Below are 13,583 nucleotides of genomic sequence, written 5' to 3'. Positions count from 1 at the left end.
GGATCAGCGGGCGGCGCGGCCGGCAGCCTCTCCCCTTCGGGCGGTGGCCGCGCCGCTGTGGAGCAGCGGCTGGCCGCCGTCGCCGATGATCGCGAAGCCCGCCCAATAATAGGGGTGCGAGGTCTGCTGGTCGTCCATCAGCCGCATCTGCGTGGCGCCCAGCGCATCGGCGATGCTCGTCCCTTCGTCGGCCGCGAACAGGCCGCCGATCAGCCGCTGGGTCGCGTCGAAATCGTCGGGCGCGGGCCAGTGGCTCGCGATCACCGAGCGGCCGCCGGCGCCGATGAAGCTGCGCACCAGCCCGTCGAGTGCGCTGCCGCCGCCCGAAAGCCCCGCCTCGCGCGTCGCCGCGACGCTCGCCGCGCCGGCGGTATCGCAGGCGGAGAGGATGACGAGATCGGCGTCGATCCGGAGGTCGAAGATTTCCTGGAAGGTCAGGAGGCCGTCCGAATCCCCGCCGCCGAACGAGGTGACGAGCGCGGGGCGCGCGGGGCATGCGGGGTTCGGTGCGGTGACGAGGCCGTGCGTCGCGAAATGGATGATGCGATAGTCGGCTAGGTCGGCGCGGTTCTTGACCGCCGTGTCGGTGAAGGCGCCCCCCGTGAGCAGCGTCCCGGCCGCGCGGCCCACGGCATTGCGCGCCGTGACCAGTTCGTCGGCCGAGATCGGGCGGCCCCATTGCGCGACGTCCCACAGGCAGTCGCCATCGACGCTGCCGCCCGCCGCGCCGCGGGTGCCAGTGGACGGCAAGCGGCCTTCGACCGGCAGATTCTCGCCGAGCCCGAAATATTGATGGCTCGCCTTCGAGGGCGGTGCCTGCCGCGCGTTGCGAAAGCCGAGTGTCGATACCGCGGTGCTCGGGCGGCTCGTGCGGCCGAGCCAGGCGATCCGGCGCATGTCGAACGGGTCGGCGTCGGGGTCGAGCAGCCGCCGTTCATAATCGGCGAGCCCCGTATCGGCGGTGATCAGCAGATTGATCGGCAGCCGCAGCATCGCGCCGTCGGGTTCGAAGATCAGATGCGGCACCGACGGGAGCTTCGCTGCGACCGGGCCGAAAAGCTGGCCGTAAAGCTTGTAGGACGTCGCGGCATCGAAGGGATAGGTGAGGCGGCGGCCATTTTCGACGATAGAGATCGTCGAGCGGATCGTATCGACCGCTTGATCGAGGTCCGACGCGGCGATGTCTGATTTCCAGAGTTGTGCGCCGTCTGGTTCGATCAGCATCGCATAGACGCTCTCGCCGACGACGAGCATCTTCAGATAGGCTTCGCCGGGGCGCAGAACCTGCTGCAGTTCGGCCAGATCGAGCTTGCCCGACGCGACGACGCGATATTGCGGAAAGGCCGACAGCTGGATGATCGTTTCGGACTGCTGGAATGTCAGATTGTCGAGCTGGGTCCCGATGTCGGCGCGCTGCGCGCCCACCTCCGGCGAATCGGGGAGTTGCGCGAGGCGGGCGGCTTCGATCCGTGCGCGTTCGATGTCGCGGTTCAGCGTCGTCGCCTGGCGGAACAGCCGCGCGCCGTCGTCGCTGCCGCTCGACAATTCGCGCGCCAGCACCGCCTGCGTGTCGGCGACGCCGGGACGGATCTGAAGCTGGCTGGCGACGAAGAATTCGCCGACCGCAGCGGGGTTCGTCGCCGCGCGGTTCGCCAGCAGCCGGTAATAGGGCGCCATGACATTCGCCATTCCCGCGGTCGAACGCTGCGAGTTCGCGAGCGCGGTGACGACCTCGCGATAGATGCCGATCGCCTTCTCGTCCTGCGCGTGGCGGGTGAGGAAGGACGCATAGCGCGCGCGCGCCGAAGCGAGCGCGGTGGTTTCGGGATATTCGGCCGCGAGCAGGTCGACCGATTGGGTGAAGCGCGTGTCGGCGCTGCCAAGGTCGCCGACCGCTTCCTCGGCCAATGCGAGTTCACCGAGCATCTGTGACCGCAGGCGAACGATCGAGGTCACGCGACCCTGACGCACGGCAAGCGCGTCGCCGAGCCCCTTCAATTGCGCGGATTTTGCCGCCTCGGCGTTGCCGCGGAGCCGTTCGACGGTGCCGAGCAGGTGGACCGCCTGCGCGTCGATGATCTGCGCGCGCTCGATCGGGGTCAGCCGCTCGCGGTCGTTCGCCTGCCGGATAACGCGGGCGTTGTCGCCGCTGTTGACGCCGGCGACGATTTCGGGGGTCAGCGTCACCGCGTCGCCCGCGACCGTCACGCCGGTGGCGATCGGCGCGATCGGCGCCTGAAGCAGCGCCGCCGCGCGGTCGTAATCGCGCTGGTTGAGCGCGTTGATCGCGCGGAAGTTGCGGCGGAGGCGCAGCTGGACCGGGTCGCCGGTCGGAATGGCCTCAACCTCGGCGAACAGGCGCTCGGCTTCGGCGAATTCGCCGAGGTTCGAGCGTTGCAGCGCGCGGTTCAGCGTGAATTCGGTGGGATCGATTCCGGCGGCCGCCTGTTCGCCCTCCGCGCGGCGCGACAGTGCCTCGAAAAATTCGGCGGCCTCGGCATAATCGCCGCTATGGTTGCGGCGATATCCCTCGGCCAGCGCCTTGTCGAGATCGATCGACCCCGCGAGCGTGCGTGCGAAACCGTCATTGTCGCCGACCGAAATCGTCGCGACCTTGATCACGCCGGGGGCGACCCGGCGCTGGCGCACCGATTCGAGCGCGATCCTGAGCGCGTCGTCATAGGCGGCAAAGCCTTCGACGCTATAGCTCGTATCGCCATCGGCTTCGATCCGCGTCGTCCACGCGACATTGCTGTCGCCGACCGTGCAGGCGCCATCGGCCGCGCAGGCGATCGTGCCGGCGCGGGCGCGTTCGATCCGCGCGCGCGCCGCGTCGGCGTCGGCGCGCAACACGCGCACCGTTCCCACGGGCTGGCCGGCATCGCGGCAGATGATCGTCCAGGCGCGGTCGAACATGCCCTCGATCACGCGGTCGCGGACGGTGGCCTGCACCTCGCACAGCGAGCCGCCCTCGCCGCCGATCGCGAAACTGTCGCGAAGCGTCGGGTCGCCTCCCTGCGCCAGCGCGGCTCCCGGCGCGGCCAAGGCCAGCGCGGCCAGAAACGGCGCCAAATGCGAACGTCGAGCGGTCATCACCTAATCCCCCAAACACAAGCGCGAAGGCACCGTGCCGACGCGATGTCGGCAAGGCGCAATCTTCATTGCTGCGGTACGACCCATTCCCTTGGGGATGAACCCTAAACCCTTCGTAAGCGAAAGGGAAGTGATCTGCCGCACAGGCGGCTTGCGCCGCCGGGACAGGCCACCTATCTGCGAAGAGAGATTCATTCGGACGAGGACAAGATGAGCGCATTCGACGATCGGGAACGGGCTTTCGAGACGAAATTCGCACGCGACCAGGAGGTGCAATTCCGGATCACCGCGCGCCGCAACCGGCTGCTCGGCGAATGGGCGGCCGAGCGCATGGGGCTGACCCCCGAGGAAACCGACGCCTATGCCAAGGCGGTCGTGCAGGCCGATTTCGAGGAAGCGGGCGACGAGGACGTCATCCGCAAGCTCGCGGGCGATCTGACCGCGGCGAGCGTCGAGATCAGCGACGCCGAAATCCGCGCGGCGCTGAACGACAAGGCAGTCGAAGCGCGCCGCCAGTTCATCGACAGCCAGAACTGAGGCGATCGGCATGGGCATGCGCGAGGACGATCTGCGGGCGATGATCGTCGCGGCCTTTCCCGATGCCGAGGTGACGATCACCGACCTCGCCGGCGACAACGACCATTATGCGGCGCACGTCGTCAGCGCATCCTTTCAGGGGATGACCCGCGTCGCGCGGCACAAGGCGGTCTATGCAGCCTTGGGAGGACGCATGGGCGGTGAACTTCATGCCTTGCAATTGACGACCGCCATCCCCTCATAAGGGTTAGATGATTTGCCGGCGCGATGGCGCGCCTGCCCGGAGACCGACAATGACCGACCCCACCACCCACGACCGCATCGCCACGCTGGTCGCCGACAACCCCGTGCTGCTCTTTATGAAGGGCACGCCGCTCTTTCCCCAGTGCGGGTTTTCCTCGCGCGCGATCGCGATGCTCGACCGCCTCGGCGTCGAATATGAAACCGTCGATGTGTTGCAGGACATGGAAGTCCGTCAGGGCATCAAGGAATTTTCGGACTGGCCGACGATCCCGCAGCTTTATGTGAAGGGCGAATTCGTCGGCGGCAGCGACATTATGATGGAGATGTGGGAAGCGGGCGAACTGCACACGCTGATGAACGGCATCCCGACGCGCGCCGAATAAGGGGGTGCATTCGCGGCTTGAAAAACCCGCCGGCGCTGATGTGCCGGCGGGTTTTGTTTGTCGGCTTTGGGGTGGATTGACGATATTGGCTTATTCGTCATCCCGGCGAAGCCTGTCCTGAGCGTCTGCAAGGCAGTCGAAGGGGCCGGGATCTCGCCGGTGCGTAAAACCGTTAGGGTGAGATCCCGGCCTTCGCCGGGATGACGATGAAAAGGATGGCCGCAACCCACCGCTTCCGGTCGTTGCCGCCGCCCCGGAGCGGGGTTAGGCCGCCTCGGCATCCTCATATGCCTGCGCCTCCGCGCCAATCAGAATGTCGGCGAGCATCCAATAGGCCTCGCCCCACGCCGCGAGCACCTCGTCGGTCGCGACCTCTTCGCCCAGCACGTCGCGGATCGCGGGGAGCAGGGCGTTGGCGACGTGCGGATAATGTTCGGGCCGGACGCCGGTTTCGATATGGCGGCTCACCATGCGCGAGACCGCCGGACCGAGGTTCTGGAGCCTGTCGATATTCTTCGCATAGGCGAGAATCGCCGCTGCGAGGCGCTTCGGCTGTTCGCCGCTCGTCTGCGCAGCGCGGTCGAACATCGCTGCGATCTCCTCGTTTTGGAACAGCCGGGCGTACATCGCCGTGGTGATCGCGAGGCCGTGCTTTTCGAGTGCCGGGGCGGTGGCCTTGACGATTTCCATCGCGTGGGCGGAAGCGGTGCGCATGTTTTTGGATTCCTGTTCGGGAGGGGAGATAAAAAAGGGTGGGGTGGTTCAGGCGGCGCGGCGGCCGGTGGGGTCGTCGAGACGAAAGAAGAGCGCGAGTTGCAGGCTTTCGGCGATGCGCGCGGCTTTGGCTTGCAGCGCGGCGGCCGCGTCGGGCGCCATCAGTTCATCGGTCGTCGCGGTCCAGAGCGCGAGCCAGCGGTCGAACATTGCGGGGGTGATGCGCGCCTTGTGTTTCAGATGCTCGGCCACCGGGCTGCCCTTGTAGCGGCCGGTCGTCAGCATCACCGACGACCAGAAGGCGACGAGTTTTTCGAGATGCGCGGGCCAGTCTTCGACTGCTTCGTTGAACAGCGGGCCGATTTCGGGGTCGGCCCGCACCCGGGCGTAAAAGGCCGGAATCAGGTGCTCCAGCGCGGCTTCGTCGATGTGATCGTGGGGGTTCACGACTCGCTCCAATCATGTATTTGATGCGCATGTATTGCTGTGATTTGAAACATGCAACAAAAATACATATATGGTCGAAGCGGATTTGAAGGATTGCGATGCGCCTGACGCGCTACACCGATTATGCGATGCGCGTGCTCCTCTATGTGGGGGCGCAGGATGACGCGCGCCTCAGCGCGATCTCGGAAATTTCGCGCGCCTATGGCGTATCGCAGAACCATTTGATGAAGGTGGTCAACGATCTGGTGAACGCGGGCTATCTGGAGAGCGTGCGCGGCCGCTTCGGCGGCGTCCGGCTCGCGCGACCGGCAGCCGAGATCAACGTCGGCGCGGTGGTGCGCCATACCGAGGAGGGCTTCGAGCTCGTCGATTGCGGCGGCTGCATCGTCGCGCCCGCGTGCGGACTGACGGGCGCGCTCGCCGAGGCACTTACAGCCTTCATGCAGGTGCTCGATGGCTACAGCCTCGACGATCTGCTGAAAAAGCGACGCGATTTTGCCGCGCTGTTCGGCGTTCCCGAAATTTCGAGCTGAAAAGCATCCGGGGGGCGGGGCCGTTCGGCCGCTCCGCCCCCCGTCCGCATCGGGGGCAAGTGGGGTTTTCCCGGGTGGGGGCAGGGGGCATCAGGGACCAGACTGATACCCCCCACCGCTCCAGTTGAGCGGAACACTCGGGAACAAATGATATTATACAAATGCCATGCCAGTTTGCGGTGCTCACGGATTTTTGAGCGGGACGCTGGTTAGCGATTTCTTACCTGCGGCCGAGTGTGTCAAATTTTCCGACAGATGACGGACAAATGGACATCCGCTTCGTTCAGCAAGCGTTCAGCCCTTTGACTACATTTGTAGTCGCATCAGATCGACAGTGCCAATGGGAGGGGTCCGCATGGCAGAACGAGCAAGCGAGTCGGAGATGCAGGTTCTGTCGGCGCTGTGGGACAAAGCCCCGCAGACCGCCGCCGACCTGACCCGGCGCATCGGCACGATCAACGGCTGGACGCAGGCGACGGTGAAGACGCTGCTCGCGCGGCTGGTCCAGAAAGGCGCGGTAACGGCCGAGGCCGACGGCCGGCGTTATCTCTATAGTCCCGCGATCGAGCGCGCCGATGCCGTCGGCGAGGAATCGCAGCGTTTCGTCGACCGCCTGTTCGGCGGCCGTGTCAGCCCGTTGATCGCGCATCTCGCCGACCGCGAGGCGCTCTCCGACACCGACATCGCCGAGATCGAAGCACTCTTGAAGAAGCTCAAGTCGTGAGCGCCGCGACGCTGATGCAGGCGTGGAGCGACACGATGTTCACCACCGCGCTCCTCGTCCTCGCGGTGCTGCTGATCCGCAAGCCCTTCGCCCGCCATTTCGGCGCGCGGCTGACCTATTCGCTATGGCTGATCCCGGCGCTGCGCCTCATCCTGCCGCCGCTGCCCCTTGCCGACCCGGTCACGCCTCAGGTGGCTGCGACATCGCCCGAAACGACGGTTATTCATTGGACCGTGGGACCGCAGGCGGTGGACGCGGGCTCTTCGGCGCTGTCCTATTCCTGGGGGCCGTTTGACCTGATGTCGCTTGCGTTCGGTGCATGGGTTGCCGGGATGATCGCGGTGCTGGTTGCCGCGCTGGTGGCGGATCGCCGTTTTCGCCAAGCCGTCCTCGAAGAAGCGGTCGAGCTCGAGCCGATCGGCTCGATCCGGCTGGTGATGACCGACGCGATTGACGGCCCGGTCGCATTCGGCCTGTGGCGGCGATTTGTCGCGGTGCCGCATGATTTCTTCGCGCGCTACGTCGCCGAGGAGCGCGCGCTCGCGATCGATCACGAACTGGCGCATCACCGCCACGGCGATTTGTGGGCCAATGCCGCGGCGCTCGTGATGCTGGCGTCGCAATGGTTCAATCCGTTCGCGTGGCGCGCGATCCGCGCCTTTCGTTTCGATCAGGAGGCGGCGTGCGACGCGCGCGTGCTGACGATGGCCGACCAGAATATGCGCGCCGCCCGCGCCGCCCGCTACGCCACCGCGATCGTCAAGGCGGCGGTGGGCCCGCGCCTGTCGCTCGCCGCGCCGATGGCGGTGCACGACAATCTGCAGGAGAGGCTGACGATGTTGACGCGGCAGGATATTTCGAAAAAGCGCGGCCTTGCCGGCCGCTTGCTCGTCGGCGGCGCGACGCTGGCGGTGCTCGGGGCGACCGCGACGCTCGTTCCCTCGGGAATCGTCATGGCGAAGGCGCAGACCGCCGATGTCCCGGCGCCGCCCGCCCCTCCCGAAGCGCCGCTGTCCCCCGAAGCGCCCGACGCTCCGGATGTCATGGTTTTCACCGAGCACAACGACGATGTCACGACCGACGATAGGGGCACGACGCGCGACGTGCATCGCATCGTGATCCGCGAGGAGGCGGCGAATGAGAAGGCGCCCGCGGCGATGTCCGCGCGGGTCGACGGCAAGGATCAGGCGCGCCGCATCGAAATCCGCACCCCCGGCAGCCTGTCGCGCGACGATGTGCTCGCGACGCTCAAGGAACAGGGCATTTCGCACAAGCGCGCCGAGGCGATCGCCGACCGGCTGGAAGCGAAGCGCAGCGAGCGGATCCGTACCGTCATGGCGCCAATGCCCCCGATGCCGCCCATCCCCCCGATAGCGCACGGCGCTTGGACGACGGACGGCAAGACGCGGGTCATCAGCAAATGCGGCGACGGCAGGCCGGCGGCGCCGGTCGTCAATCGCGAAGAGGCCGACGGCGACAAGCGCAGCAGCGTCTATATGTTCGCGTGCGGCGACACGGCAGAGAGCCGGGCGGCTCGCCTGTCGGCGCTCAAGAAGACGCGCGAGTCCTTCGCCAAAAGCAAATGGGCCCAGACGATGTCGGAGGACATGCGCGCCAAGGTCGCCGCCGACCTCGACAAGGCGATGGCCGATATGGAGAAATCGGGCCACTAGCCCGACTACTGGCTTCGACGCTGGCCTCCGCTCCCCGGTGGGGCCGGCGCAGGGGCGGGGAAAGGGGGCGGCGATGTCGCCCCCTTTTTTGCAGCCTCTTTTTGAGGCCTATCCCTTTTCCTTCGCGGCGCGCGATGCCACATGATGGGCATGAGCGAAGAAAAGCCCTGGCCCGACAGCATCCGCGCCGGCGAGTGCGAGCAGCACGAGCCGCTCGTGCGCCGCGTGCTCGCGCCGAACCCGTCGCCCTACACCTTCACCGGCACCCAGACGTGGATTGTCGGGGCGGGCCGCGACGTCGCGGTGATCGATCCGGGTCCGACCGGGTCGGGCATGAGCATCGGCGATCCCGCCGACATCAACGGCGTGGGGCACGTCGATGCGATATTGCGCGCCGTTGAGGGCCAGCGTGTCGCCGCGATCCTCTGCACCCACACGCACCGCGATCATTCGCCCGCCGCCGCGCCGCTCAAGGAAGCGACGGGCGCGCCGATCATCGGCTGCGCGCCGCTGGCGCTGTCCGACGACGGTCCGCGTGCCGATTCGGCGTTCGACCCCGATTATGCGCCCGACCGCGTCCTCGCCGACGGCGAACGGATTTCGGGCGACGGCTGGACGATCGAGGCGGTCGCGACGCCGGGGCATACGTCGAACCATCTCTGTTTCGCACTTGTCGAGACGGGGGCGCTGTTCACCGGCGATCATGTCATGGCCTGGTCGACCAGCGTCGTCAGCCCGCCCGATGGCGACATGGCGGCCTATATGGCGAGCCTGTCGAAACTCTATGACCGCGAGGACCGCGTCTATTATCCGGCGCACGGCCCCGCGGTGACCAAGCCGCGGCAACTGGTGCGCGGCATGCTCGGCCATCGCAAGCAGCGCGAGCGGCAGATATTGCGGGAACTCGAAAAGGGGACAAGCGTCATCCCCGAGATGGTGAAACAAATGTACAAGGGGCTCGACCCGCGGTTGACGGGCGCCGCCGGCCGCTCGGTGCTCGCGCATCTCATCGATCTCGAAAATCGCGGCCGCGTCGCGCGCGATGCCGAAAGCTGGAGGCTGGTGGCATGAACAAGGGCCCGTTCCGCGCTGCGCTCGTCGCGATCCTTGCGCTCGCGCTGTTCTTCGGCTGGCGCGCGTGGCAGGACTGGCAGCGCGGCTATGACCCCGAAACCGTAGTCGCCGCTAGCCTCCAGGGATTGCAGGAACAGAATGTCCTCGTGCCCTTCACCGCGCGCTATGTCGCGGTGGTGACCTCGACGCAGAGCCGGCTAGGGTTCAGCGCGAAAAAAACGCTGATCATGCCGGGCACGGTCCGTTATGAGCTCGACCTCGGCAAGCTGAAGCAGTCGGACCTCGACTGGGACGCGGCGACCAGCGCGCTGACCGTCACCCTGCCGCCGCTGCGGCTTGCGGGTCCCGAGATCGACATCGATGCGATCAGCGAATATCGCGACGGCGAGATTTTGCTGACGCTGACCGATGCCGAAAAGACGCTCGACGCCGCCAACCGCAAGCGCGCGCAGGAGGAACTGATCAAGCAGGCGAAGGGCACGACGCCGATGCGCCTCGCGCAAGGTGCGGCGCGCACCGCGATCGAGCAGAGCTTCGCCATGCCGCTGAAGGCCGCGGGTATCGACGCCAAGGTGACCGCGCGCTTCGCCAACGCATCGACTGGGTAAAAACCCGGCTTTCGCGCTTTTGCCGCTACGCTATTCTCCCGCCGGGTCGGGCAGGGGAATGGGCATGGCTACAGCTGCAGGGGGCGCCGCGCGCGCCGAGCTTTTCTGGCACCGGATGGCGATCGGCCTCGCGGTCTTCATCGTATTCGGTTTCCTGCAATTCGCGCTGCGGGGCTTCGTCGATCCGGTCGCGGCGCCCTTTTGGGTGCATGTCCACGGGGTGGCGATGCTCGCGTGGCTCGCGCTGCTGATCGCGCAGCCGGCGCTGGTGACGCGTGATAATCTGGCGCGGCACCGTCAACTCGGACGGATCGGCGGGTTGCTGGCGATCTTCATCACCGGCCTTGGCATCTTTACCGGCGTCGCGTCGCTCGTACTGAACCGTTTCCCGCCCTTTTTCACGCCGCCCTATTTTCTCGCGCTGACCGTGACCGAGTCGCTGGTCTTCGGCGCGATGGTCGCGTGGGCGATCCGGCGGCGCCGCGCGACCGACTGGCACCGGCGGCTGATGATCGGGGCGACCATCGTGATCCTCGAACCCGCGCTGGGGCGGCTGCTTCCGATGCCTCTGATGATCGGCTGGTCGGACATTCCGGTCGGGCTGGTGCAGCTCGGCGTCGTCGGCATCATCGCGCTCTACGACCGCCGCACGCTCGGCAGGGTGCATCCGGCGACGCAAGCGGTCGCGGCGGTTGTCATCGCGGTGCGGCTCACCATCTATCTTTTGTCGATGACGCCTCCCGTCATCGCGCTCGCGGAGCGGCTCGCCGGCGGTTGACCGCGTTGCCCTGTCGCGGGTCGCGGTGTAGGGGGGGCGCCAAGGCTAAGCCATATAAGGAAATGCCATGACTGCTCCCATCCGCGAGAATCTCTCGGGCCTCGACCTGCGCGCCGAAATCGAGCGCCTCCGCAAGGAACGCAACGCCGTCATCCTCGCGCATTATTACCAGAAGCCCGAAATTCAGGACCTCGCCGATTTCGTCGGCGATTCGCTCGAGCTGTCGCGCAAGGCGGCGGAGACCGACGCCGACGTCATCGCCTTTTGCGGCGTCAAATTCATGGCCGAGACCGCGAAGATCCTGAGCCCCGAAAAGATCGTGGTTCTGCCCGACATGGACGCGGGATGCAGCCTCGAGGACAGCTGTCCGCCCGAACAGTTCAAGCGCTTCCGCGAAGCGCATCCCGATCATATCGCGCTGACCTACATCAACTGCTCGGCGGCGGTGAAGGCGCTCAGCGACGTCATCGTCACCTCGTCGAGCGCCGAAACGATCATCAGCCAGATCCCCGAGAGCCAGAAGATCATCTTCGGCCCCGACCGCCATCTCGGCGGCTATCTCAACCGCAAGTTCGGCCGCGAGATGCTGCTGTGGCCCGGCGTGTGCATCGTCCACGAGGCGTTCAGCGAGACCGAGCTTCTGAAGCTGAAGGCGCAGCACCCGGGCGCGCCGGTCGCGGCGCACCCCGAATGCCCGCCGCATATCGTCGACCATGCCGATTATGTCGGCTCGACGAGCGGCATATTGCAGTTCGCGAAGAATTTTCCCGGCGACACGCTGATCGTCGCGACCGAGCCGCACATCATTCACCAGATGGAGCTCGCGCTGCCCGAAAAGAATTTCATCGGCGCTCCCGGCGCCGACGGCAACTGCAACTGCAACATCTGCCCCTATATGGCGCTCAACACGATGGAGAAGCTCTACCTCGCGCTCCGCGACCTCCAGCCGAGGATCGAGATGGACGAAGAGCTTCGCCTCGCCGCGCGCAAAAGCCTCGACCGGATGCTCGACATGGCGTCGGGGACGGTGGGCAAGGGCGATCTGGGCCGGGCGTGAAAATGCCAGAAGAAGCGAAAAGTAACCAAGAGTTGGTTACGACCGATCTATTCGTGCTGAACGATCGCGATCTGCGAACGCACATCAATGCGCTGCAGGCCGAACGAAACCGTCTCAAAGCATCGGTGGTGCCTTCCGTAGCCGAGTGTAACACACTCATCGCACTTGCTCATGCGGAGTTGTCCGCACGCTCGACCGACAGGTTAGCAAAAAGGGCGCTCGGGGTTTCGGTGGTAGCTGTTGTCTTGTCGGTTGCTGGGGTGTTGGCTCAGATTTTCATCGGCTGACCGAGTCGTCTGGAGGTCGCAGCAATATCAGTCGATTCGCGACTCGATGGTCGGCGTGAATCGCGCGCTGCCGAATCCGAAAATGCTGCGCCACTGTTACAAAAATGCCGCGGCGAATCCGCTTGTTGCTAATGCCGGAGTTATCCACAAGTGCGGGCCGTTTCCGGGGGCTTTTCGTGCATTTTTTGTTGGCGGCCCGAACGCTTCGTGTCAGCTTCCAATCATCGGACGACAGAGACGTCGGACCACCGGGACATCAAGGGTAGTTGCAAGACTAGCCGGAAGAGAACGGACGGACCTACGAGGAAATCGACCGGTAGCCTGATCACGGAACGTAGCGATTCCCACGAGTTGATACGGACCCGATCGGGTACAGGAAATGCAGTCCATCGCTTGGAGGGCGACCGCTTCGGCGGACGCAAGAAGAGATGATGAAGGGCTTTCCAGGTGCGGCCGGCCCCCGAAAGGGGGCCGACCAAACCGTCGCCGGATTGCTCCCGGCGGGCGCCGTGACGCATCGTTTTGCGGGCCGCTGATCGCGAGAGAAGCGGACCGGGATGAGGTGGAACGGAGCCAGCAGGGCAAAACCGGATAGTGGGGGTTGGCAGCGATGCCGGCCCCCATTTCGTTTGCGCCCGGCCGTATTGCGGCAGTGGCCGCATTGACCCCTGGAATCTATCATTCTTGATTAGATCGTCATCCCGGCGAAGCCTGTCCTGAGCGCCTGCAAGGCAGTCGAAGGGGCCGGGATCTCACCGGTGCGTCAGGTTGAGAGGGTGAGATCCCGGCCTCCGCCGGGATGACGAGATACGGTCCGACGGGACCATGCTCCAACGCCGCGTTCACGCCTTCTGTCTACCCGCCCCTCCTCCCTCGCCGCAATTAATTTTGCGCCAGTGACTTTCGTCACACCAGCGTCAAACTGCGCTGCTTAGGGCGATATTGCGACCCGGAGACGTTCCCGATCAGGAACCGATCCCCCTTTTCCCGGCCGCGCCTGAAAGGGCCGGCCGGGAACCTTTCGATCCCCGACCGCATTGTCCCCTTATCGCTGAAGCGATGTCCGGGCACGACCGGGCGTTTCGATAATCGCCGGCCGCCGACGCGTGCCCGGCCGATTCAGGGAAGGGAAAATCATGGGTTTGATCATCACATTGATCGTCGGCGGCATCATCGGCTGGCTGGCGAGCATCGTCATGCGCACCGACGCGCAACAGGGCATCCTCCTGAACGTCGTCGTCGGCATCGTCGGCGCGTTTCTTGGCAATTTCCTCGGCAGTTTCTTCGGCATGGGCGCCAGCCTCGACACCTTCAGCCCGATCGGCCTGCTCTGGGCCTTCATCGGCGCGGTCGTGCTGCTCGGGATCATCAATCTGATCCGGCGCGGCAGCGTCCGCTGACCGGCATGGCGGCGGGCGGTCATAATCCGCCG

General features: G+C 65.7%; 15 protein-coding genes. 12 read left to right on the top strand and 3 right to left on the bottom strand.

Features of this window, described 5'->3' with window-relative positions; all coding sequences use genetic code 11:
- Positions 1 to 3: 3 nt before the first annotated feature.
- Positions 4 to 3,093: a CHAT domain-containing protein gene (locus GGR90_RS12920; protein ID WP_167921862.1), complete on the bottom strand. Its 3,090-nt coding sequence runs from the start codon at positions 3,091 to 3,093 to the stop codon at positions 4 to 6.
- A 210-nt stretch (positions 3,094 to 3,303) separates the two neighbouring features.
- Between GGR90_RS12920 and GGR90_RS12915 the strand changes: the two genes are divergently transcribed.
- From GGR90_RS12915 to grxD, 3 genes are read left to right on the top strand one after another with little or no spacing between them, the layout of a single operon-like run.
- Positions 3,304 to 3,630, top strand: a complete 327-nt coding sequence (locus GGR90_RS12915) for a DUF1476 domain-containing protein (protein WP_167921861.1) — start codon at positions 3,304 to 3,306, stop codon at positions 3,628 to 3,630.
- A gap of 10 nt (positions 3,631 to 3,640) precedes the next feature.
- Positions 3,641 to 3,874 carry a BolA/IbaG family iron-sulfur metabolism protein gene (locus GGR90_RS12910; protein WP_167921860.1) on the top strand — a complete coding sequence of 78 codons (234 nt, stop codon included), beginning with the start codon at positions 3,641 to 3,643 and terminating at the stop codon, positions 3,872 to 3,874.
- Positions 3,875 to 3,923: 49 nt separating this feature from the next.
- Positions 3,924 to 4,256 carry a Grx4 family monothiol glutaredoxin gene (grxD, locus tag GGR90_RS12905; RefSeq protein ID WP_167921859.1) on the top strand — a complete coding sequence of 111 codons (333 nt, stop codon included), beginning with the start codon at positions 3,924 to 3,926 and terminating at the stop codon, positions 4,254 to 4,256.
- A gap of 264 nt (positions 4,257 to 4,520) precedes the next feature.
- On the opposite strand, the gene GGR90_RS12900 is transcribed toward grxD, so the two are convergent.
- Together GGR90_RS12900 and GGR90_RS12895 are read right to left on the bottom strand one after the other, a co-directional pair.
- Complete coding sequence (locus tag GGR90_RS12900) at positions 4,521 to 4,970, bottom strand: globin domain-containing protein (RefSeq protein WP_167921858.1); 450 nt, start codon at positions 4,968 to 4,970, stop codon at positions 4,521 to 4,523.
- A gap of 48 nt (positions 4,971 to 5,018) precedes the next feature.
- Positions 5,019 to 5,417 (bottom strand): globin domain-containing protein, encoded by a 399-nt coding sequence (locus GGR90_RS12895; RefSeq protein WP_167921857.1) that lies wholly within the window; start codon positions 5,415 to 5,417, stop codon positions 5,019 to 5,021.
- A gap of 98 nt (positions 5,418 to 5,515) precedes the next feature.
- On the opposite strand from GGR90_RS12895, the gene GGR90_RS12890 reads away from it, so the two are divergent.
- From GGR90_RS12890 to GGR90_RS12850, 9 genes are all read left to right on the top strand, one after another.
- The gene (locus GGR90_RS12890) at positions 5,516 to 5,950 is read left to right on the top strand and encodes an RrF2 family transcriptional regulator (protein ID WP_167921856.1); all 435 of its coding nucleotides are present in this window, start codon (positions 5,516 to 5,518) and stop codon (positions 5,948 to 5,950) included.
- A gap of 355 nt (positions 5,951 to 6,305) precedes the next feature.
- On the top strand, positions 6,306 to 6,674 hold the full coding sequence (locus GGR90_RS12885) for a BlaI/MecI/CopY family transcriptional regulator (RefSeq protein WP_037555531.1): 369 nt from the start codon (positions 6,306 to 6,308) through the stop codon (positions 6,672 to 6,674).
- The gene (locus GGR90_RS12880; protein ID WP_167921855.1) at positions 6,671 to 8,347 is read left to right on the top strand and encodes a M56 family metallopeptidase; all 1,677 of its coding nucleotides are present in this window, start codon (positions 6,671 to 6,673) and stop codon (positions 8,345 to 8,347) included. The genes GGR90_RS12885 and GGR90_RS12880 overlap by 4 nt, the downstream gene beginning before the upstream one ends.
- 150 nt (positions 8,348 to 8,497) lie before the next feature.
- A complete protein-coding gene (locus GGR90_RS12875) occupies positions 8,498 to 9,418 on the top strand; it encodes an MBL fold metallo-hydrolase (RefSeq protein WP_167921854.1) in 921 nt (306 codons plus the stop codon).
- Positions 9,415 to 10,029, top strand: coding sequence for a DUF4230 domain-containing protein (locus tag GGR90_RS12870; RefSeq protein ID WP_167921853.1), 615 nt, complete (start codon positions 9,415 to 9,417; stop codon positions 10,027 to 10,029). Before GGR90_RS12875 ends, GGR90_RS12870 begins: the two co-directional genes overlap by 4 nt.
- A 64-nt stretch (positions 10,030 to 10,093) precedes the next feature.
- Positions 10,094 to 10,807 carry an adenylate cyclase gene (locus GGR90_RS12865; protein ID WP_167921852.1) on the top strand — a complete coding sequence of 238 codons (714 nt, stop codon included), beginning with the start codon at positions 10,094 to 10,096 and terminating at the stop codon, positions 10,805 to 10,807.
- 67 nt (positions 10,808 to 10,874) lie between these two features.
- Positions 10,875 to 11,864: a quinolinate synthase NadA gene (gene nadA / locus GGR90_RS12860; RefSeq protein WP_167921851.1), complete on the top strand. Its 990-nt coding sequence runs from the start codon at positions 10,875 to 10,877 to the stop codon at positions 11,862 to 11,864.
- Positions 11,865 to 11,866: 2 nt separating this feature from the next.
- Positions 11,867 to 12,151: a hypothetical protein gene (locus GGR90_RS12855; RefSeq protein ID WP_167921850.1), complete on the top strand. Its 285-nt coding sequence runs from the start codon at positions 11,867 to 11,869 to the stop codon at positions 12,149 to 12,151.
- Between the two features lie 1,136 nt (positions 12,152 to 13,287).
- Positions 13,288 to 13,551, top strand: coding sequence for a GlsB/YeaQ/YmgE family stress response membrane protein (locus GGR90_RS12850; protein WP_167921849.1), 264 nt, complete (start codon positions 13,288 to 13,290; stop codon positions 13,549 to 13,551).
- Positions 13,552 to 13,583: the final 32 nt, after the last annotated feature.

Origin of the sequence: Sphingopyxis italica (assembly GCF_011926545.1) — a bacterium.
GTDB classification, from domain to species: Bacteria; Pseudomonadota; Alphaproteobacteria; order Sphingomonadales; family Sphingomonadaceae; genus Sphingopyxis; species Sphingopyxis italica.
This window is presented reverse-complemented; position numbering and strand designations above follow the sequence as displayed.

What these genes read in the sequence shown, in the direction of transcription:
- GGR90_RS12850 (WP_167921849.1), top strand. Translation starts at nt 13,288, where the DNA reads ATGGGTTTGATCATCACATTGATCGTCGGCGGCATCATCGGCTGGCTG.
- GGR90_RS12890 (WP_167921856.1), top strand. Translation starts at nt 5,516, where the DNA reads ATGCGCCTGACGCGCTACACCGATTATGCGATGCGCGTGCTCCTCTAT.
- GGR90_RS12910 (WP_167921860.1), top strand. Translation starts at nt 3,641, where the DNA reads ATGGGCATGCGCGAGGACGATCTGCGGGCGATGATCGTCGCGGCCTTT.
- GGR90_RS12900 (WP_167921858.1), bottom strand. Translation starts at nt 4,970, where the DNA reads ATGCGCACCGCTTCCGCCCACGCGATGGAAATCGTCAAGGCCACCGCC.
- GGR90_RS12885 (WP_037555531.1), top strand. Translation starts at nt 6,306, where the DNA reads ATGGCAGAACGAGCAAGCGAGTCGGAGATGCAGGTTCTGTCGGCGCTG.
- GGR90_RS12875 (WP_167921854.1), top strand. Translation starts at nt 8,498, where the DNA reads ATGAGCGAAGAAAAGCCCTGGCCCGACAGCATCCGCGCCGGCGAGTGC.
- GGR90_RS12870 (WP_167921853.1), top strand. Translation starts at nt 9,415, where the DNA reads ATGAACAAGGGCCCGTTCCGCGCTGCGCTCGTCGCGATCCTTGCGCTC.
- grxD (WP_167921859.1), top strand. Translation starts at nt 3,924, where the DNA reads ATGACCGACCCCACCACCCACGACCGCATCGCCACGCTGGTCGCCGAC.
- GGR90_RS12920 (WP_167921862.1), bottom strand. Translation starts at nt 3,093, where the DNA reads ATGACCGCTCGACGTTCGCATTTGGCGCCGTTTCTGGCCGCGCTGGCC.
- GGR90_RS12865 (WP_167921852.1), top strand. Translation starts at nt 10,094, where the DNA reads ATGGCTACAGCTGCAGGGGGCGCCGCGCGCGCCGAGCTTTTCTGGCAC.
- nadA (WP_167921851.1), top strand. Translation starts at nt 10,875, where the DNA reads ATGACTGCTCCCATCCGCGAGAATCTCTCGGGCCTCGACCTGCGCGCC.
- GGR90_RS12915 (WP_167921861.1), top strand. Translation starts at nt 3,304, where the DNA reads ATGAGCGCATTCGACGATCGGGAACGGGCTTTCGAGACGAAATTCGCA.
- GGR90_RS12855 (WP_167921850.1), top strand. Translation starts at nt 11,867, where the DNA reads ATGCCAGAAGAAGCGAAAAGTAACCAAGAGTTGGTTACGACCGATCTA.